Here is an 18,985-nt window from a genome sequence, read left to right as displayed (position 1 = left end):
GAGACGCAAAAAAATTCTCCATGCCTAATTGCATGAAGAATTTTATACTATTCATCAACTGAGAGGGATATAGATCTTTTTAATTTCACTTTGAAAAAGGAAGTTATAATCACTAAAACTACAGCCAATATTGAAAATAGAATCCAGCTATATAAAGGAGAAAATCCATTTGCTATTCCTAAAAATAATACTTGTCCTATAGGCGCACCAATTAATACTAACATTTGAAAAAGACCATTTGTAGATGCCAACTGCGTATCAGGTACTATCGTCATAATTAAAGCACTGAGGCGAGGATTTATTTTTCCAGCTAAATATCCTGTAATTAAAATAATAATTGCTAATAGCCAAAACGATGTATGTCTAATAAGTACGATAGCTAGTAGTAACAAGGAAAGTGAACAGTAACTTAGCAAACTCTCAATAGAACTTTTCTTAAAAAAATCATTAACAAATAAAGCACCTAAAATAGTACCTACTGAAAATAGAATGTTTATTCCAGCAACAGTATACCCATAATTTAAAAAATATAATGCTTTATATTTTAAAAGTGAGACATTAATTAATGGAATCATGGCTGCACCTAAAAAATTGATGCAAACAGCTAATATTATAATTATTAATAATCTCTTTTTTCTAGTTAAGAGATTAAATGAATTTCTGAGAGAGCTATTTGATCCTGTATTATCATTATTCAAAATTTTTATCTGGCTTTCAGCAACTTGGAGTTGTTGCCTATGAGCAAAAATAATTAGTCCAGCAAGACCAAATGTCACTGCATTAATCAATCCAAAAAGCGGATAATTATAATTAAAGCCGACAATTAATGTAGCTCCAATAGCCTGAAAAACTACTTGAATAGTGGTGTTAGAAGCAGTATATAATCCCATTGCTGAGTTTAAATCTTTTTCAGCAACCGAATGCTGCAAGAGCGGAAGCGATAAACCATTTCCAAAATTTCCTAAAATATCTGAAATGATATTAATCAGCAGCAATACTAAAAATAGCCCAAAAGATTTATTCAAACCGATTAAAAATGTGATTGCCATAAAAAGTAGTGCCTGGCTCAAACGAGTAAGAATCATATAGTTTACTTTTTTAGAAGCTCGATCTGCCCAAACACCAATTATCACTGATAATAAAGCCGGTACTATAGTAGCCATTGAAGCGAGTGAAACAGCAAGAGATTTATTTGGAACAGTACTAGCATAAATGACAAAAACAATATCATATAAGCTATTACCAATTGAATCAATTAAGTCAGAATTTAGAAGGGTACGGTACTTTATATTTTTTAAATATTCGTTCATGGAACTAGCCCTTTCATATTATTATTTTCTAGCGATTGAATAAATGTTTAATTAAACTATAATCATTTCTCAGCTATATTTGTTAAAATTTGCAAATTTGCAAATTATTTTGGCAAGTTCATTACGAATATCTCATAACCTGAGAAAGATAACACTTTTAGCAACTCATCAGCTTTTTCTCTATCATTTGTAAATAATGCTTCAAAATATTGGCCAAGTAACTTATACATTAATAAATCTGGAATAGCTGACATATTATAAAGGATCAACAAAACTTGACTTAATTGAGTTCTATCATTGTCTTTATAGCTTCTCCCTAAATAATTAATACAGATAGAACCTATTCTTCTCTGTCTTTCAAAAGAATATTGATTTATTGTGTCCCCATATCTTTTCACAATTTCTTTCATATACATATTCAATCGATCCATATTAAAGATCATCATTGAACTTCCAAATAATTGTAGAAAAACCTTATCTGTTGTCCAATCTTCAGCTTCATCTAGTTTTTTTGAAAATTTTTCTATTATTTTTGGATCAAGATCATCAAGATTATTTTCTAAAATTTTTTCCATCAAAGTAGCGTCTAGTAATAAAGTAGTAAGACCATCATTTTTTTAGACTCTTCTTCAATTTGCTTTATCTTATTAAGATCTCGTTCATAAAATGCAACAGCCAATTCATTTAGTTTTTTATCTTCTAGTTCCTTACTGTCTCTTTGATCCTTTGGATTTAATAAATCAGTAATATTAATATGATTCAGCTGCACTATTTTAAAAAATTCACTCGTCCTTAAATCCTGCTCTCCACTTTCTACGCGTGAATACTGGGAAACGGAAACTATTCCCCCTAGAAATTTTTTCTGTGTTAAGTGTCTCTTTTTACGTTCTTGATATAAAAATTTGCCTATCTCGGTTCTTTCCATTGTTCCCACCATATTTTTCCTATTTCTTTATTTACGAATAATTTTAAGTCAATTAGAATTGATCTTCACTCTGTTTTCATATGAATTATATAAAAAAATTCTCCATGCCTGCTTGCATGAAGAATTTTTCTAACATTAAATATATGCATTTTTCTGTAAGTTATACATTTCTTGATATTTTGCATTTTTATTTAATAAATTAGCATGAGTATCAAAGCCACTAACTTTTCCACTATCAAGGAAGAGTACTTTATCAGCAAACTTAACTGCAGACAGTCTATGCGTAACAAAGAAGATCGTCTTTTGGTTGTTTTCTCTTAAAAATCGCTCATAAATTTCTGCTTCACTCTTAGCATCTAACGCTGCTGTTGGTTCATCTAAAAATTCAATTTTACCATTTGCGTATAAGTCTCGTGCTAAAGCAATCTTCTGCCATTGACCACCGGATAAGTCAGTTCCATTTTCAAAATCTTTAGCTAGAATCGTGCTTAGTTGCAGATGATCATTTGCCAGCAAATTATTTAAGCCTGCTGCTTTCAAAACATTATTTACTCGCTCTTCATTAAATGAATATCCCGTAATCACATTTTCTTTAAGCGTTAACTTAAAACGAGAAAAATCTTGGAAAGTAGCTGATAAATTTTTATGTAAGTCAAAAATACTAAAATCTTTTAAATTATCATCATCAATTGAAATAGCTCCAGTAGTCGGGTCATAAAATCTCATTAACAACTTTACTAAAGTAGATTTTCCTGATCCATTTTCACCAACAATTGCGATCTTTTCGCCACTATTTACTGAAAAACTAATATTGTGTAAAACTTCATCATCGGAAAATGGGTATGTAAATGAAAGATCCTTAACTTCAATCTTCTTAAACTCATCAGGAAATTCTTGCTTTCCATTTTTAAAATCATCGTGATATTCAAGAAAATTAAAGTACTTTTCAATCCACAGTAAGGAATCATAGAGTAGACTGCTATCTTCCACTACTCGTGCCATACTTGTGGAAATATAACCAATTACAGAAACAAACATTAACAAAACGCCAACTTCTAGAGCACCAGTTCTTACCGAGTTAGTCAACCAATAAAAACCGTAACCAACCACTCCAACAGTTAGAAGAACAAATAATGAACTAACAGCGAGTTGCTTTTTACGAATTTGATTTACATCCCTTTTAGTCTGTTCAAATAAGGTCGTATACTTTTCAGTAATTTTAGGAAACATATTAAAAAGTCGAACTTCTTTAGCATCCCTGCGGTCTAACAACAAACTACTATAGTAATGTAAGTATCTAGCATTCTTGCTTCTTTCAACCATTGTCTCAAATGATTGCTGCTGAATACGGTAATAAGAAATACTTTGCGGCACCATTACAACTAATAATAAAAGCGCCAGCCACCGATTATAGCGAGCCAAGTACACTAACATAAAAGCTAACGTTAGAAACGACTGCAAAACTGATACTCCAAAAACAATCAAATTAACTGGACGCCAGCTTGCATCATCTCGAAGCATTTGTAAATCATCAAAGTATTTACTGTCGTCAAAAATCCTAATTGACTGTAAATCTTCAGATTTTTTCATCAAACTAATGTTAATGAAACCTGTTAATTTATCAGTTAAAATTCCCTGCACCATTGTTGATAAAGATGGTAAAAACTGTTGAAACGCAGTCGCTACAATCCATACAATGATCATTTCCATAAAGGGTGAATGATTAGTAACTTGATCAATTACCTTTTGTCCAGCTGCTACGGCAATTAACAGAACTACCGCTTGCAAGGGTGCTAATAATAAAACGCAAGTCGCAATTAGAGGTGCTGATTTAAAGAATAAATGATAAGTTCTAGCTAATTCTTTGAAGTACTGATTTAATTTTTTAACGTGATTCATTTTGTCCTCCTTGATGAACGGATTCAACAAAATGAATTGTAATTATTCTCCGCTCACCTATTTATTGTCTTGTAAATTTTGATGAGCATTTAATACTACTGTCGGCATAATTTGATCCTCCTTATTTAATATTTTTATTAGATTATACTATATAAATCCATTTTTTATTAATAATGTGTTAATTAATATAGAATTTCCTATTTAAAGAATTAGTTACTTTTTTTAGTATAATATTTTTTCCAATAGTAAATAGATAATACAGTAAAAATAACTACACCGATTAATAGTATGTATTCTCCTTGTATTACTAAATACAGACAAAATAGAGTTACATACGTACATACTAACGCTTCGTATAAAATTGGAATTCTTGGTCGAATAATATAATAGAGAATAAAACTTACGATTATTGATAGTATTATAAGATAAAATTGAAATTGATTATTCATACGTAACTCATTCCATTATTGTAAAATATGAAAACTATATGTCATGTTCCAATTCAAATCCATATAAATCTGATTATGAAAATGATTATATTTCCAGGCAATTATTTTTTATATTTGTCATTTTACTCACATCTTTAGTGCAAAATAAAAAGTGTCTAAATTGACACCTTTAAAATTTCAGAAATTTTATTCATATCGTTGTTAGTAAAAAAGTCTAGGATATCCTGTATTTTTTCCTCATCGCCTTGAAAATATGCTCGATAAAAATTTTTCATTATTTTTCCAAAGCAATTTAATGGTTTTACTGGTAAATTGTCTAATAAAATGAATATATCTTCTACTAAGTCTAAATTTTGTGATGATGATCTAATCAATAGGGACAGATAATTAACCATTATTGAAGAGACTAAAATTTGCATCTCTCGTGGAAAGTTTTCAATATTAACATATTTTTTCAAAAGAGATGTTACTATTGGTTTCATTTCTTGATCTGACCATAAAGGAAGACTAATTGAGAATAAACTGAGATTTTCTTTATTCCAATTTTCTGCTTTGAAAATTAGAGATTTAACATGTTTTTTTATTTCATCAGGTAAGGTATCTATACTCCCCTGTAAATTTGCCTTATTCAGAATAATCATTGATTTTAAAAGATCTTTAGTATAGTTATCTGTTTTAATATTTGGTATTTCTAATTCTAGTTCTTTAACCTTATTCAAGTCTTGATCATAGTAGGCCTGGCTTAGCTGCTCTCCCCAATATTCTTTATCAATTCTATTATCCTTAACCCGCATTTTACTAGAAATTTACTAATATCAACATCATGCATTTCTAAAATCTTAATTAAATCACTGGCATTAATCTCGTGGATTCCCCGCTCAATTTTAGAATAATATGATTTTGTCAGAATAGGATACGCCATCTCAGTTTGAGATAATCCTAGATTTTTTCTAGTTTCTTTTAAAGCTTCGCCAATGGTCATCACTGTCATCTTCTTTCTTAATAAAAAATTAAACTGTAATTTTTTATTAAGATATTATACTCTACTACACAAAAACACTCCATGATCATCAAAAATCATGGAGTGTTTTATCAATTTATTAAATTAGTAAATGTAATTAGTTTCTAAATTACATTCCCATACCCATACCTGGGTTTGGAGCTGCAGGAGCTTGGTTCTTGTCATCTTCTGGAGCGTCAGCAACAACAGCTTCAGTAGTTAATAACAAGGCAGCAATTGAAGCAGCATTTTGAAGTGCTGAACGAGTTACCTTAGTTGGGTCGATAATACCAGCCTTAACCATGTTTTCCCACTTGTTAGTTGCAGCATTGTAACCAACTTCTGGGTCTTCATGTTCTAAGTGATCTAAGATAACAGCACCATCTTTACCAGCGTTTTCAGCAATTTGACGTACAGGAGCGCCTAAAGCTTTCATAACAATCTTAACACCAGTTTCTGCGTCTTCGCTGTCACCCTTAACAGTGCCTTGGATGGACTTCATAACATCAACTAATGCAGTACCACCACCAGCAACGTAACCTTCTTCAACAGCAGCACGGGTTGCGTTCAAAGCGTCTTCGATTCTGTACTTTCTTTCCTTTAATTCGGTTTCAGTAGCAGCACCAACCTTGATGACAGCAACACCACCAGCAAGTTTAGCAAGACGTTCTTGTAATTTTTCACGGTCAAAGTCTGAAGTAGTGTCAGCAATTTGCTTCTTGATTTGGTCTACACGTTCTGCAATAGCTTCCTTAGAACCAGCACCTTCAACAATAGTAGTTGAATCCTTGGTTACAGTAACTTTGCCAGCCTTACCTAATTGATCAATCTTAGTGTCCTTTAATTCAAGACCTAAGTCTGAAGAAATTACAGTACCACCAGTTAAGATAGCGATATCTTCAAGCATTGCCTTACGACGGTCACCAAAGCCAGGAGCCTTAACAGCAACAACGTTGAACGTACCACGGATCTTGTTCAAAACAAGAGTTGGAAGAGCTTCACCATCAACATCATCAGCAATGATTAATAAGCTCTTACCTTGTTGAACGATTTCTTGTAATAATGGCAAGATATCTTGAATGTTAGAAATCTTCTTGTCAGTAATCAAAATGTAAGGGTTGTCTAAGTCTGCTTCCATCTTGTCATTGTCAGTTACCATGTATTGTGATAAGTAACCACGATCGAATTGCATACCTTCAACTACTGAAAGTTCAGTATCAATACCCTTTGATTCTTCGATAGTAATAACACCATCGTGACCAACTTTTTCCATTGCGTCAGCGATTAAGTTACCAACTTCAGTTGAAGCTGATGAAACAGAAGCAACTTGAGCAATTTCGTCCTTAGTACTTACCTTGTGGCTAATCTTGTGTAATTCGTCAACAGCTGCCTTAGTAGCAGTTTCAATACCGCGACGAATACCAACAGGGTTTGCACCAGCAGTAACGTTCTTCATACCTTCACGAACGATTGCTTGAGTTAAAACAGTAGCAGTAGTAGTACCGTCACCAGCAATGTCGTTAGTCTTTTGTGCAGCTTCAGAAACAAGCTTTGCACCCATATTTTCAAAATGGTTTTCTAATTCAATACTCTTGGCGATAGTAACACCATCGTTAGTAATGTCAGGAGCACCATAACTCTTTTCCAAAACAACATTTCTACCCTTAGGTCCTAAAGTTGTCTTAACAGTATCTGCTAATTTATCAACACCTTTTAATAATGAGTGTCTTGCATTTTCAGAAAATTTAATCTCTTTAGCCATATTATATGCCACCTTTTATTTCAAATTTTATTACTTAACGACAGCTAATAAGTCGCTTTCACGAAGAACTAAGTACTTTTCGCCTTCGTACTTCAAGTTAGTGCCAGAGTATTTATCAAAGAATACAGTTTCACCTTTTGCAACTGACATAGGAATTAAGTCGCCATTTGCGTTGCGCTTACCATTTCCTACGGCAATAATTTCGCCCATTTGAGGCTTTTCTTTAGCGTTAGAAGCCAGGACAATGCCTCCAACTTTTTCTTCTTCTTCGTCTTTTACTTTAACGATCACGCGATCACCGATTGGTTGTAACACGTTAGTCCCTCCTGTACATAATTTAAATCTATAATTATATTACTTAGCACTCATATATTATAAGTGCTAACTTACAATTACGATAGTACATTGTTTATAAAAGAAAAGCAAGTATTTAGACGCAAAAATTAGCACTTTTATCATCAGAGTGCTAAAAAGTGCTAATTTACTCATAAATGTAGATTAATTTTGGTAATTTTTGATAAAATTAAACACGCACAAAAAGTTAAATATGCGGTGGTACTTTCGTTTGAGGAGATGATGCCAATGGTGTAATTACTATTGTACAGATTCTTACTGAAAGGAGGTACAATTTGCTTCATGACAGCCATTTTTGGAGCTGTCCTTGCCTTTATTGGTTTCTTAGACTGTATTGTTCTAGCTTTAATAAAACTAGTAAGCGATGCAGACAAGTTGGCGCAAGCTGTAAAAAGACTGATAAAGTCTATCCACGATTTGTGGAAGAGAAAATAGAGCAAATGAAAAAGCCGCTCAATAACTTTTGGCAGAGTTGCTAGCGACTTTTTTGTTTGCATCAATATTTGCCACCGCACTTTTAGCGGCTTGTGATTTGAGAGAGCTATTGGTAGTAGCTCTCTTTTTTATGCTATAAATAGTTTACAGCATTACATTTATAAGTTCAATTTCTAGCTTTAATAAAACTAGTAAACAATGCACAAAAGCTTGTAAAAGCTATAGAGAAACTAGTAAAGACTATCCACGATTTGTGGAAGAGAAAATAGAGCAAACTAAAAAGCCGCTTGATAACTTTTGGCGGAGTTGATAGCGACTTTTAGTTTGTTATTAATCTTGCCACCGCATTTTAGCGGCTTGTGATTTGAGAGCTATTACCAGTAACTCTCTTTTTTGCTATAATAGTTTACTTCTTTTTTATTTAAATTGAAACAATAATATATTCGCTGATTGTAAAATTAAATTGAACACTTGATAAAAAATAAAAAGTCCATTCGGACCTGTTTGATAGAATGTTAATAACCACAAAAACTTTCTATTGGAGGTCAAAATGGACTCTTTACATTCTACCATGAACCAGCACGTTAAAGGCAAGCATTTATCATTTGAAGAGCGAGTTATTATTCAATTGCGTTTGAAAGATGGCTATTCTTTGCGTGCAATTGCCCGTGAACTTAACTGTTCTCCTTCTACTATCAGCTATGAGGTTAAGCGTGGCACTGTAAAACTGTATCATGGTAAAGTCAAAAAATATAAGGCTACTCAAGGGCATGATGCATATAAAGCTCATCGTAAAAATTGTGGGCGCAAATCAGACTTTCTCAGGAAAGCTCAATTCATGCGCTATGTCCACAAGCATTTTTTTAAAGATGGCTGGTCGCTTGATGTGTGCAGTAATCGTGCTACTGCTGTTGGCGAATTCGCTAGCAGCGATGTTGTCTGCACCAAAACTCTTTATAATTACGTTGATCAAGGCTTATTAGGAATTTATAATTACGACTTGCCAGAGAAGCTTAAACGCAATACTAAGCTTCATCGTATTCGCAAAAATAAGAAAAAACTTGGCAGAAGCATTGAAGAACGTCCTAAAGAGATCAATAAACGTAATGAATTCGGTCATTGGGAATGCGATTTAGTTCTCGGACATAAGAGCAAAGATGATGAGGTACTGCTAACCTTATCTGAGCGTATGAGTCGTGAGTTTTTAATTCTTCGTATTCCTGACAAGACTTCTGTCAGTGTCATGCAGGCCTTTAAAGAACTCCAAAGGCAATACAGCGAACATTGGAATGATATTTTTAAAACCATTACCACTGATAATGGCTCAGAGTTTGCAGATCTTTCCAACCTAGAAAAAGTATCCAATACACTGGTTTACTATGTGCCCATCCTTACACTTCTTGTGATAAGGGAACAGTTGAAAGACACAATGGTCTTATTCGCAGATTCATTCCTAAGGGAGAAGCAATAGCTAACTATTCTTTACAAGACATCATTAATATTGAAACCTGGTGCAATTCTTTGCCAAGAAAGATACTGGCCTATCATACACCAGATGAAATCTTTGAAAGAGAATTAGATCTAATCTATCAAGCAGCTTAACTAAAAGTGTTCAATTTATTATTGCAATTTGCGACAATAATATATTAAACTCTCTTAACAGTAATATCTCCCATATTGGCGCGGCCTTGAAGCACTAAGGTTGGACCCTCTGCTGGTTGATCACCATCAATAGTAATATCATTGAATCCTTGATTTAATTGATTATCCACCCGCCAAGACGTTGGAATGTAGAAGGTTAAATCTCCCATTGACATATTCACGTTAGCAATCACTTCATCCCCAGCTGGTTTTGCTGAATCAAGATAGACATTAACGTCTCCCATTGAAACATTTATCGTTACTGTCTCTAAATGCTGTGAATGAACATAACGTGAAGTAGAAGACATTTTTTCGCTAATTACAATATTGTCACCATTATCTGAACTTGTTGTATCAGAAAATACATGTTCAGCCTTAAATTTATGAGGTGCCTTTAAGTCAGACCAATTAGTACTGACTTTTTCACCATTAATAATTACAGTTGGCTTCCAACTTTTTTTGAAGATTAATCTTAAACCTCCCCAAACTAAAAATGCTGCTAAAAGCACTGTCCAAGGAACAATACTTTCAATGTGAAGAGGCTTTGCATAGATAATTAATAAAAATGCAATTGAAAAAATTGTTCCACCTAAACTTCTATTAATTAAGGAAGTAATTAATGTTGCCGCAAATACTACAGTCCAAAAAATTGTCCAGAATCCTAACTCTACTGGAATTAAATGCAACTGGTCTAACACTAAAAACGCTGCTGCTGCAAGCAGGCCTAAGCCCCAAAGAATCCTTCCAAAACTGGCCTTTCTCATGATAATGCCCTTCTCTCTTTTAATCTATCATTTAAATCTCGATAATATCGTCTAGAAACATAGACTGTCTTATATGAATCATGAAATTTAATCTGACAATTAGAGATCGATTTAGTAATAGCATAAATCTGATCTAAATTTAAAATTGTCGATTTTGATATTCGCATGAACTGTCCACCTAATAAGTTTTCTAATTCATATAATTTATATTTAACAAAATATGCATTCCTAGTCGTGTGCGCCATTACTTGCTTAGCATCTGTTTCAAAAAACAAAATATCATTAATACTTAAATAGTAGGAAGTGTTGTCCATCATTCCTTCAATTTGGTCAGGATGATCTGAATCCATTTGAAGTTGTTGATAAATTCTTTCTATTTCAGGTGTTAACTGACCAGCATGAATGGTTATTTCTGTTTCCTTCTGATCCGGATCAAGTTCAAGCTTAACTTTCACAATTCTCACTTCCTTGTTTCATTTTCGATAATTATATTAAACATGAATGTAAGATTAAAATCTAGTGAAGTTAACTAAGCGGTCATTTTATAGTTCTAAGTGGTCAAAAAAAGAAGTATGAATCAAGAGAGGGATTTTGTTTCATACTTCTACCAGTTTTTATCCTAGTAATCGCTCAGCTTGGGCAATTACATTTTTACCATTCATTGTGCCATAATCTTGCATCCCAATTGCTTCTAAGGGTATATCGTGCTTATTTGCATCCGCCTTAAGTTGATCTTCCATGTATTTAATTTGCGGTCCAATTAAAATGCAATCTGGTGCATCTTTTTCAATAATATCTTCTACTTGAGCGCCTAAAACAGTCTTAATTTCATACTTTTTCTCTACTTTAGTCGATCTTTTATTAATACTTCCGATAAGCAGGTGCTTGATAGTCTTCCATAAACTGTAGAATTTTATCAAAATCAGTTCCAAAATAAATTGCGTCTAAATAGATATTCTCTAAAAAATCATCTTGATTCATCCGCTTAAGGAGTTTATCTAAATAATCATAGAAACCTTCATAATTATAAAAAGCTACGGGCTTAGTATTGTCACCAATTGCAGTCCAAGAAATAGCCTGACTTATTTCTTCTAAAGTTCCAATACTTCCAGGTAAAGCTACCATTCCATCTGCTAGATTCATCATGGTATCTTTTCGCTTATCCATATTGGGAACCACACGGAAATCCTGTACTTTATCATAAGAAGCTCCGCGATCTTTTAATTCTTCAGTAATAATGCCGTGGACGATACCACCATTTTCTAAAACACCGTCTGCAACTGCCCGCATTAAGCCGAACTTTCCGCCACCATAAACTAATTCAATTTGGTGGTCGGCCATTTTCTTACCAAAATTATAGGCAGCCTTAATGTATTCAGGACGATTACCAGCCCTGGCACCACAGTATACTGCAAGTTTTTTAATCATTTTATCTACCTGATTTCTATCTCATTAATTTTTCTACGCTCATCTATCTTAAAATTATTTTCTCTTTAATTACAAATAAAAGCGCATAAAAAATACACAAGCCTACCTAAACTTGTGCAAAAGGACTATATTATAGTAAATTATTTTTTGTTCTTATCTTTATCTGAGTCCAAAAAGTAAATTAAAGTTTGCAGTTCAGTTGCTAAGTCAACATTTTGAACCCGAACACTAGATGGAGCAGATAAACGAAGCGGCGTGAAGTTCATAATTCCCTTAATTCCAGCATCAAACATTTCATTAGCTGTCTTTTGGGCGGCAGTTTGGGGAACACAGAGAATAGCAATGGTAATCTGTTGTTCACGCAATTGCTTCTTCATCTCACTCATGTCATAAACGGGCACACCTGACATAATTGTCCCAGTAATTTCAGGATTAATGTCAAAAGCGGCACTAATTCTGATATTATTAGTACGCTTAAAGTTATAATTTAAAAGCGCATGACCCATGTTACCAACACCAACCAAGGCAACATTGGTCAAGGTATCTTGATTTAAAATCTTTTTAAAGAAATTAAGTAAGTTCTTAACGTCATAACCGTATCCACGCTTACCTAAAGCACCAAAATAAGAAAAGTCTCGACGAATTGAAGCACTGTCTACCTGAACAGCTTCAGCAAGTTCAGTTGAAGATACTTTTTCTTTTCCTTCATCATTCAAAAATATCAAATAGCGGTAATAAAGTGGCAAGCGTCTAGCGGTAGCCTTAGGAATCTTAATTTCATCCATGAGAGGCCTCTTTCTTTCATAAAATAAAAATGTGAAATATTTACTAATCAAACTAATAATAGGCATTCTTCAAGGATAAATCAAGAAACAATTTTCACAAAGATAATATTTTCGCTGATTGTAAAATTAAATTGAACACTTGATAAAAAATAAAAAGTCCATTCGGACCTGTTTGATAGAATGTTAATAACCACAAAAACTTTCTATTGGAGGTCAAAATGGACTCTTTACATTCTACCATGAACCAGCACGTTAAAGGCAAGCATTTATCATTTGAAGAGCGAGTTATTATTCAATTGCGTTTGAAAGATGGCTATTCTTTGCGTGCAATTGCCCGTGAACTTAACTGTTCTCCTTCTACTATCAGCTATGAGGTTAAGCGTGGCACTGTAAAACTGTATCATGGTAAAGTCAAAAAATATAAGGCTACTCAAGGGCATGATGCATATAAAGCTCATCGTAAAAATTGTGGGCGCAAATCAGACTTTCTCAGGAAAGCTCAATTCATGCGCTATGTCCACAAGCATTTTTTTAAAGATGGCTGGTCGCTTGATGTGTGCAGTAATCGTGCTACTGCTGTTGGCGAATTCGCTAGCAGCGATGTTGTCTGCACCAAAACTCTTTATAATTACGTTGATCAAGGCTTATTAGGAATTTATAATTACGACTTGCCAGAGAAGCTTAAACGCAATACTAAGCTTCATCGTATTCGCAAAAATAAGAAAAAACTTGGCAGAAGCATTGAAGAACGTCCTAAAGAGATCAATAAACGTAATGAATTCGGTCATTGGGAATGCGATTTAGTTCTCGGACATAAGAGCAAAGATGATGAGGTACTGCTAACCTTATCTGAGCGTATGAGTCGTGAGTTTTTAATTCTTCGTATTCCTGACAAGACTTCTGTCAGTGTCATGCAGGCCTTTAAAGAACTCCAAAGGCAATACAGCGAACATTGGAATGATATTTTTAAAACCATTACCACTGATAATGGCTCAGAGTTTGCAGATCTTTCCAACCTAGAAAAAGTATCCAATACACTGGTTTACTATGTGCCCATCCTTACACTTCTTGTGATAAGGGAACAGTTGAAAGACACAATGGTCTTATTCGCAGATTCATTCCTAAGGGAGAAGCAATAGCTAACTATTCTTTACAAGACATCATTAATATTGAAACCTGGTGCAATTCTTTGCCAAGAAAGATACTGGCCTATCATACACCAGATGAAATCTTTGAAAGAGAATTAGATCTAATCTATCAAGCAGCTTAACTAAAAGTGTTCAATTTATTATTGCAATTTGCGAAGATAATATTTTCATAAAATTTAAAACATTTGCTATGTTAAAATAAGCTCTAGGAGAAAATTATTATGATTATTGCACAAGCTCAAGACCTCGAACAACGTTTTGGAGGCAATACTATTTTCAGTAACATTTCTTTTTCTGTTCCTGATAATGCCAGAATTGGTCTGGTTGGTCCTAACGGAGCTGGAAAAACTACCTTATTAAAGATTATGACTGGTCAGCAAGAACCAACTAGCGGCCAATTTACCATTAATAAGGGATTAAAAGTCGGCTACATTGCCCAGGAAAATGCCCTTGATGAAAACAAGACTATCTGGGATGAAATGCTTACTGTGTTTGATAATTTAATTGAAAAAAATAAACGCATTACCAAAATGCAGGAACAAATTGCTGAACATCCTGAAGATGAAGACCTGCTCAAGCGCTATGACCAGCTTGCATACGACTTTGAACAAGAAGGCGGCTTTACTTATCAAGCTGAAATTAAGAGTATTCTTAATGGTTTCAATTTTAAAGAAAATACCTGGCAGAAAGTCATTGGAACTCTTTCTGGTGGTGAAAAAACACGCCTTGCTTTTGTGAAATTACTGTTGCAAAAGCCACCAGTTCTCTTGCTAGACGAACCTACTAACTATCTTGACTTAGATACTTTAGATTGGTTAGAAGCATTTTTGAAGAACTATCAAGGCGCAATTATCACTGTTTCTCACGACCAATACTTCTTAGATCACTTAGCTAACCAAATCTTTGAATTAAACTTTGGAAAACTAACTACTTTTAAGGGTAACTATAGCCAATACGTTAAAGAACGTGAATTGATGAATAACCAGCAAGAAGCTGCTTATGAGAAGCAACAAGAAAAAATCAAAAAAGAAGAAGAGTTCATTCAAAAGAACTTAGTTCGTGCTTCGACTACTAAACGTGCTCAGAGTAGACGTAAGGCTTTAGACAAGATGGAGCGAATTAAGCCACCTAAGCACAAGCAAAAAGTTCGTATTAACTTTACTAGTGACCGTCCTTCAGGAAAAGAAGTCTTAATTGCCAAAGACTTAACTATCGGTTATCCAGATAAAACAATGGTTTCTGACATTGATTTTCAAGTTAATAAAAATGACCGTGTTGCAATTATCGGACCAAACGGAATTGGTAAGTCTACCCTACTTAAAACAATTATGAAAAAACTTGAACCTAAGGATGGTTCAATTAAGTATGGTGCTAGCTTAGATATTGGTTACTACGACCAAGAACTTCAAAGCCTTGATCCTTCAAAGACAGTTCTTGATACCATTTGGGATCGTCACAAGACCATGCCAGAAAAAGACGTTCGCTCAATCTTAGCTTCCTTCTTATTTACTGCTGAAGATATTGATAAGACAGTTGGCCAATTATCTGGTGGACAAAAAGCTCGTTTAACCTTAACTGTTTTGTCTCTTGAAAAAGACAACTTCTTGCTAATGGACGAGCCAACTAACCACTTAGATATTGAAGCAAAAGAAGTGCTTGAACAAGCTTTAGATAATTATGATGGCACATTGCTCTTTGTTTCTCACGACCGTTACTTTATTAACGAGTTAGCTAATAAGATTATTTCAGTTCGCGATGGTCACGCTAAGATCTACAATGGTAATTATTCTTACTACTTAGATGAAAAAGCTAAACAAGCTGCTGCTGTTCAAGAAGCAAAAGCTGAACAAACTGAAAGTACTACTAGTGCTAATCAAAATCAGGGTAAACTTTCCTATCAAGAGCAAAAGGCTCATGATTCACAAAAACGTAAGTTAGAACGCGCTGTTAGTGATGCAGAAGCTAGAATTGAAAAATTAGAAAATGAAGAACAAGAGATTCAAACTGAAATGGCTAATCCAGATATTGCTGCTTCTTTTGAAAAGCTTGGACCTCTTCAAGAAAAATTATCTGCTGTTCAAGAGCAACTAAATCAAGCAAATACTGACTGGGAAAATGCTTTAGAAGCACTAGATGAATTTGAATAATTTTTGACCATCCGATGAGGGATGGTTTTTTATTATTTTAAAAATTTTCGGCTAATTTTAAATTCATGTTAAAATAGTACCTGTCAAAATGAATTGACGGGAGAAGAAAAATGAAATTTAGAAAAAAGATGTTAACTCTTGCCGCAATTGGAACGGCACTTTTAGCAGTTGGATGCTCTAAGACTCAAACTAAGGAGTCTAGTAGCAAAATTCCGACTAAGATTACCAAGAATACTACGGTAACTTTTTGGTATTCATTAACCGGTTCTTCTGAAAAAGCCCTCAAGAAGATGACTGCGGACTTTGAAAAAGAAAATCCAAAAATCAAGATCAAGCTTGAAAGCCAAGGCGGTAATTATGCGGATCTTCAGTCTAAGCTTTCCTCAACAATGCAATCACCTGATAATTTGCCGACTATCACCCAGGCTTATCCAGGATGGTTGTATAATGCCGCTAAGCAAAAAATGCTAGTTGACCTCACTCCTTATGTTAAAAATGATGACCTTGGCTGGGGCTCCTATGCTAAAAGTAATATTAAGCAAGCACTTTGGAACGGCGCAAAAATTAACAATACTCAATACGGAGTCCCATTTAATAAGTCAGTTGAAGTACTTTTCTATAATAAGACTTTACTAGATCAATATAATCTCAAAGTTCCGCAAACAATGGGCGAGCTTAAGTCTGCTTCTGAAAAGATCTATCAAAAGAGTGACCATCAAGTAACTGGGGCTGGTTTTGATGCTTTAAACAATTACTATATGTTGGGGATGAAGGAAAAAGGCATCAACTTTACTAAGAAGATTAACTTTTCTGGTAAAGATTCAAAAGAAGTAATTGACTACTACGCTGATGGGGTTCGTAAGGGCTACTTCATGCAAGCTGGTACTGAAAAATATATGTCTACCCCATTTAATTCTGGTAAGGTAGCAATGTTTATCGGTTCAACTGCTAATGAAGCATATCTAAAACAAGGCTTGAAGAAAGAATATCAATTTGGCATTGCCCCTCGTCCAAGCAAGGTTAATGCGCAACAAGGAACTGATATTTATATGTTTAACCAGGCTAGCGCTAGACAAAAGTCAGCTGCCTTCAAGTATCTAAAATTCTTAACCAGTAAGAAAGAACAATTCTACTGGACTAAAACTACCGGCTATATACCAGTTAATACGCAAGTCCTAAACTCACAAGCTTACAAGTCACTTAATACAAGTAAAGTACCAGCAATCTTGGCTGAGACTACTAAAGACTTGTACTTCTTACCAGTAACTAAGAATGCCACACCTGCTTATGACCAAGTTCAAGCAAGTATGCAAGCAATCTTAGCTGATGCTAAAAAGAAGAAAAATATTAATCCAGCTATTCAGACTGCCAAGCAAAAATTTGATGCTAGCTGGAAACAATAATTAAACATAAAAAAGGCTGTATAATTTTTCCTGTTGATGAATATCTATGATATTCTTTTTTTACGTAAAAAAAGAGGCCATAGTCCTCTCTTACTTAAAATCCTTCTTCGACCAATTCAATTAAGTGTATGGAGATTTAAACTATGTCCTCTTTAAATGATTATATTAAATTTACTCTTGATATTGAAGATAAAAACATTATTTTTTCTGATTATTCAAATGAAAATATTAACAGTAAGATTTACAAAATATATTTAGCTGAGCTGATCCAGCCTACTTGTCCTTATTGTCGTTCTACTAATCTTAAGCATAACGGTCATTACGTCTCTAACGTTCGTTTCATTACTGCTGATGCTAGTAAGCCCGTTACTATCAGATTAAGAAAACAACGTGTTCTCTGCAATTACTGTTTAAAAAGATCTATGGCTCAATCTAATCTGGTTAATAAAGGCTGCTATATCTCTAACACTTCTAAGCGAAAAATACTTTCTGCTCTTACTGAAGATCGTTCAATGACCAGCATTGCTAGAGAACATAATGTATCTGTCAACACGGTTCAAAGAGTATTAGAAGTCTGCTCTTCTAAGTTCTATGATGCCTTTGATCATCTCCCTGAACACTTAGCTTTTGATGAATTTAAGGGCGTAGGCAAAAAGCTTCACTTTATTTGTCTAGATGGTGATACTCACAAAGTTGTTCAAATTCTTAGAACTCGTTTCAAACCTGATATTCTACGCTATTTTTACAAGTTCACTCCTAAAGCTCGTGCAATGGTTAAAACAGTAACTATGGATCTTAATTGTTATTATCCTTTAGTTGCTAGAGAATTATTTCCAAATGCTCAGATAGTTATTGACCGTTTTCATATGGTTCAAATGCTTACTAGATCGTTTAATATTTTCAGAGTTCAAATCATGAAGCAATTTAATAAAAGAAGCCGTGAATATAAGCTTTTAAAGTCCCCTTGGAAGCTTTATCTCATGAAATATGACAAACTTAATAAGACTACTCCTTATTACGACTGGCATTTTAAGGACTGTCTAACACAGGAACATGTTGTCTTAGATGGTTTAGATTGTGACCAAACCTTAGAAAATACTTATTGGGTTATGCAGGACTTTATGACTGCTATTCAGGATAACGATGAAAAGAAAGTTATCCATCTACTTCATTCAAAACAAAATGTTGGTAAACAAATGCATCAAACTCTATTAACTTTTAAACGTAATTATTCTGGTGTCCTAAACGGTATTACCTCAACTTATTCTAATGGTTGTCTTGAAGGAGTTAACCGTAAGATTAAACAAATTGAACGTACTGCTTATGGCTATAGAAATTTCAAACATTTATTAATTAGAATTAGACTCGAAGAAAATATTATAAAAGAAAAGGAATCAAACAGCTATTTCTTAGCTGCTTAATTCCTTCTTAAAATTATCCATCAACAGGATTTGCAAAAGAGCCATAAAAAATATGCCTAATTAGATCTATCTTGGTCTAATCAGGCATATTTTTGTATACGGTTAATATTAATA

The 18,985-nt window shown here is 33.8% G+C and carries 16 protein-coding genes and 2 pseudogenes; 5 read left to right on the top strand and 13 right to left on the bottom strand.

The genetic code is table 11. The features are described 5' to 3' along the window. Window positions 1-47 precede the first annotated feature (47 nt). From H0I41_RS02290 to groES, 8 genes are all read right to left on the bottom strand, one after another. A complete protein-coding gene (locus H0I41_RS02290; RefSeq protein WP_162222138.1) occupies window positions 48-1,310 on the bottom strand; it encodes an MFS transporter in 1,263 nt (420 codons plus the stop codon). Between the two features lie 104 nt (window positions 1,311-1,414). After that, window positions 1,415-1,885: a hypothetical protein gene (locus tag H0I41_RS02285; protein ID WP_135014535.1), complete on the bottom strand. Its 471-nt coding sequence runs from the start codon at window positions 1,883-1,885 to the stop codon at window positions 1,415-1,417. Between the two features lie 11 nt (window positions 1,886-1,896). Further along, the gene (locus H0I41_RS02280) at window positions 1,897-2,235 is read right to left on the bottom strand and encodes a helix-turn-helix domain-containing protein (protein ID WP_162222137.1); all 339 of its coding nucleotides are present in this window, start codon (window positions 2,233-2,235) and stop codon (window positions 1,897-1,899) included. Between the two features lie 135 nt (window positions 2,236-2,370). Next, window positions 2,371-4,134: an ABC transporter ATP-binding protein gene (locus H0I41_RS02275; RefSeq protein ID WP_182094576.1), complete on the bottom strand. Its 1,764-nt coding sequence runs from the start codon at window positions 4,132-4,134 to the stop codon at window positions 2,371-2,373. A 604-nt stretch (window positions 4,135-4,738) separates the two neighbouring features. Continuing rightward, window positions 4,739-5,377, bottom strand: coding sequence for a hypothetical protein (locus tag H0I41_RS02270; protein ID WP_011161600.1), 639 nt, complete (start codon window positions 5,375-5,377; stop codon window positions 4,739-4,741). Continuing rightward, a complete protein-coding gene (locus H0I41_RS09360; RefSeq protein ID WP_044496655.1) occupies window positions 5,326-5,565 on the bottom strand; it encodes a helix-turn-helix domain-containing protein in 240 nt (79 codons plus the stop codon). The genes H0I41_RS02270 and H0I41_RS09360 overlap by 52 nt, the downstream gene beginning before the upstream one ends. A 148-nt stretch (window positions 5,566-5,713) precedes the next feature. Next, window positions 5,714-7,345, bottom strand: coding sequence for a chaperonin GroEL (gene groL, locus H0I41_RS02265; RefSeq protein ID WP_004896780.1), 1,632 nt, complete (start codon window positions 7,343-7,345; stop codon window positions 5,714-5,716). 30 nt (window positions 7,346-7,375) lie between these two features. Beyond that, window positions 7,376-7,660 carry a co-chaperone GroES gene (gene groES / locus H0I41_RS02260; protein ID WP_003647727.1) on the bottom strand — a complete coding sequence of 95 codons (285 nt, stop codon included), beginning with the start codon at window positions 7,658-7,660 and terminating at the stop codon, window positions 7,376-7,378. Between the two features lie 1,024 nt (window positions 7,661-8,684). Here groES and H0I41_RS02255 point away from each other — a divergent pair. After that, window positions 8,685-9,736: pseudogene (locus H0I41_RS02255) on the top strand (IS30-like element ISLjo1 family transposase). A 44-nt stretch (window positions 9,737-9,780) separates the two neighbouring features. Here H0I41_RS02255 and H0I41_RS02250 read toward each other — a convergent pair. From H0I41_RS02250 to H0I41_RS02230, 5 genes are all read right to left on the bottom strand, one after another. Then, complete coding sequence (locus H0I41_RS02250; RefSeq protein WP_004896777.1) at window positions 9,781-10,539, bottom strand: LiaF transmembrane domain-containing protein; 759 nt, start codon at window positions 10,537-10,539, stop codon at window positions 9,781-9,783. Further along, on the bottom strand, window positions 10,536-10,994 hold the full coding sequence (locus H0I41_RS02245) for a LytTR family DNA-binding domain-containing protein (protein WP_004895701.1): 459 nt from the start codon (window positions 10,992-10,994) through the stop codon (window positions 10,536-10,538). The genes H0I41_RS02250 and H0I41_RS02245 overlap by 4 nt, the downstream gene beginning before the upstream one ends. 159 nt (window positions 10,995-11,153) lie before the next feature. After that, complete coding sequence (locus H0I41_RS02240) at window positions 11,154-11,459, bottom strand: PTS sugar transporter subunit IIB (RefSeq protein WP_011161597.1); 306 nt, start codon at window positions 11,457-11,459, stop codon at window positions 11,154-11,156. After that, window positions 11,401-11,967, bottom strand: a complete 567-nt coding sequence (locus tag H0I41_RS02235; protein ID WP_135014789.1) for an LOG family protein — start codon at window positions 11,965-11,967, stop codon at window positions 11,401-11,403. The genes H0I41_RS02240 and H0I41_RS02235 overlap by 59 nt, the downstream gene beginning before the upstream one ends. A 140-nt stretch (window positions 11,968-12,107) precedes the next feature. Continuing rightward, the gene (locus H0I41_RS02230) at window positions 12,108-12,752 is read right to left on the bottom strand and encodes a redox-sensing transcriptional repressor Rex (protein ID WP_003647732.1); all 645 of its coding nucleotides are present in this window, start codon (window positions 12,750-12,752) and stop codon (window positions 12,108-12,110) included. A gap of 218 nt (window positions 12,753-12,970) precedes the next feature. On the opposite strand from H0I41_RS02230, the pseudogene H0I41_RS02225 reads away from it, so the two are divergent. The 4 genes and pseudogenes from H0I41_RS02225 to H0I41_RS02210 all read left to right on the top strand — a co-directional run bounded on the left by H0I41_RS02225 (window position 12,971) and on the right by H0I41_RS02210 (window position 18,871). Next, window positions 12,971-14,022 (top strand): annotated as a pseudogene (locus H0I41_RS02225) (IS30-like element ISLjo1 family transposase). A 99-nt stretch (window positions 14,023-14,121) separates the two neighbouring features. Then, on the top strand, window positions 14,122-16,047 hold the full coding sequence (locus H0I41_RS02220; RefSeq protein WP_011161595.1) for an ABC-F family ATP-binding cassette domain-containing protein: 1,926 nt from the start codon (window positions 14,122-14,124) through the stop codon (window positions 16,045-16,047). 110 nt (window positions 16,048-16,157) lie between these two features. Continuing rightward, complete coding sequence (locus tag H0I41_RS02215) at window positions 16,158-17,450, top strand: extracellular solute-binding protein (RefSeq protein WP_011161594.1); 1,293 nt, start codon at window positions 16,158-16,160, stop codon at window positions 17,448-17,450. 143 nt (window positions 17,451-17,593) lie between these two features. Beyond that, on the top strand, window positions 17,594-18,871 hold the full coding sequence (locus tag H0I41_RS02210) for an ISL3-like element ISLjo2 family transposase (RefSeq protein WP_182094509.1): 1,278 nt from the start codon (window positions 17,594-17,596) through the stop codon (window positions 18,869-18,871). Window positions 18,872-18,985 lie beyond the last annotated feature (114 nt).

Source organism: Lactobacillus johnsonii (assembly GCF_014058685.1).
Taxonomy (GTDB): Bacteria; Bacillota; Bacilli; order Lactobacillales; family Lactobacillaceae; genus Lactobacillus.
Note: the sequence above shows the minus strand (reverse complement) of the source record. Positions and strands in the feature narration are given on the sequence as shown.

What these genes read in the sequence shown, in the direction of transcription:
- H0I41_RS02290 (WP_162222138.1), bottom strand. Translation starts at nt 1,310, where the DNA reads ATGAACGAATATTTAAAAAATATAAAGTACCGTACCCTTCTAAATTCT.
- H0I41_RS02285 (WP_135014535.1), bottom strand. Translation starts at nt 1,885, where the DNA reads ATGGAAAAAATTTTAGAAAATAATCTTGATGATCTTGATCCAAAAATA.
- H0I41_RS02280 (WP_162222137.1), bottom strand. Translation starts at nt 2,235, where the DNA reads ATGGAAAGAACCGAGATAGGCAAATTTTTATATCAAGAACGTAAAAAG.
- H0I41_RS02275 (WP_182094576.1), bottom strand. Translation starts at nt 4,134, where the DNA reads ATGAATCACGTTAAAAAATTAAATCAGTACTTCAAAGAATTAGCTAGA.
- H0I41_RS02270 (WP_011161600.1), bottom strand. Translation starts at nt 5,377, where the DNA reads ATGCGGGTTAAGGATAATAGAATTGATAAAGAATATTGGGGAGAGCAG.
- H0I41_RS09360 (WP_044496655.1), bottom strand. Translation starts at nt 5,565, where the DNA reads ATGACCATTGGCGAAGCTTTAAAAGAAACTAGAAAAAATCTAGGATTA.
- groL (WP_004896780.1), bottom strand. Translation starts at nt 7,345, where the DNA reads ATGGCTAAAGAGATTAAATTTTCTGAAAATGCAAGACACTCATTATTA.
- H0I41_RS02250 (WP_004896777.1), bottom strand. Translation starts at nt 10,539, where the DNA reads ATGAGAAAGGCCAGTTTTGGAAGGATTCTTTGGGGCTTAGGCCTGCTT.
- H0I41_RS02235 (WP_135014789.1), bottom strand. Translation starts at nt 11,967, where the DNA reads ATGATTAAAAAACTTGCAGTATACTGTGGTGCCAGGGCTGGTAATCGT.
- H0I41_RS02230 (WP_003647732.1), bottom strand. Translation starts at nt 12,752, where the DNA reads ATGGATGAAATTAAGATTCCTAAGGCTACCGCTAGACGCTTGCCACTT.
- H0I41_RS02220 (WP_011161595.1), top strand. Translation starts at nt 14,122, where the DNA reads ATGATTATTGCACAAGCTCAAGACCTCGAACAACGTTTTGGAGGCAAT.
- H0I41_RS02215 (WP_011161594.1), top strand. Translation starts at nt 16,158, where the DNA reads ATGAAATTTAGAAAAAAGATGTTAACTCTTGCCGCAATTGGAACGGCA.
- H0I41_RS02210 (WP_182094509.1), top strand. Translation starts at nt 17,594, where the DNA reads ATGTCCTCTTTAAATGATTATATTAAATTTACTCTTGATATTGAAGAT.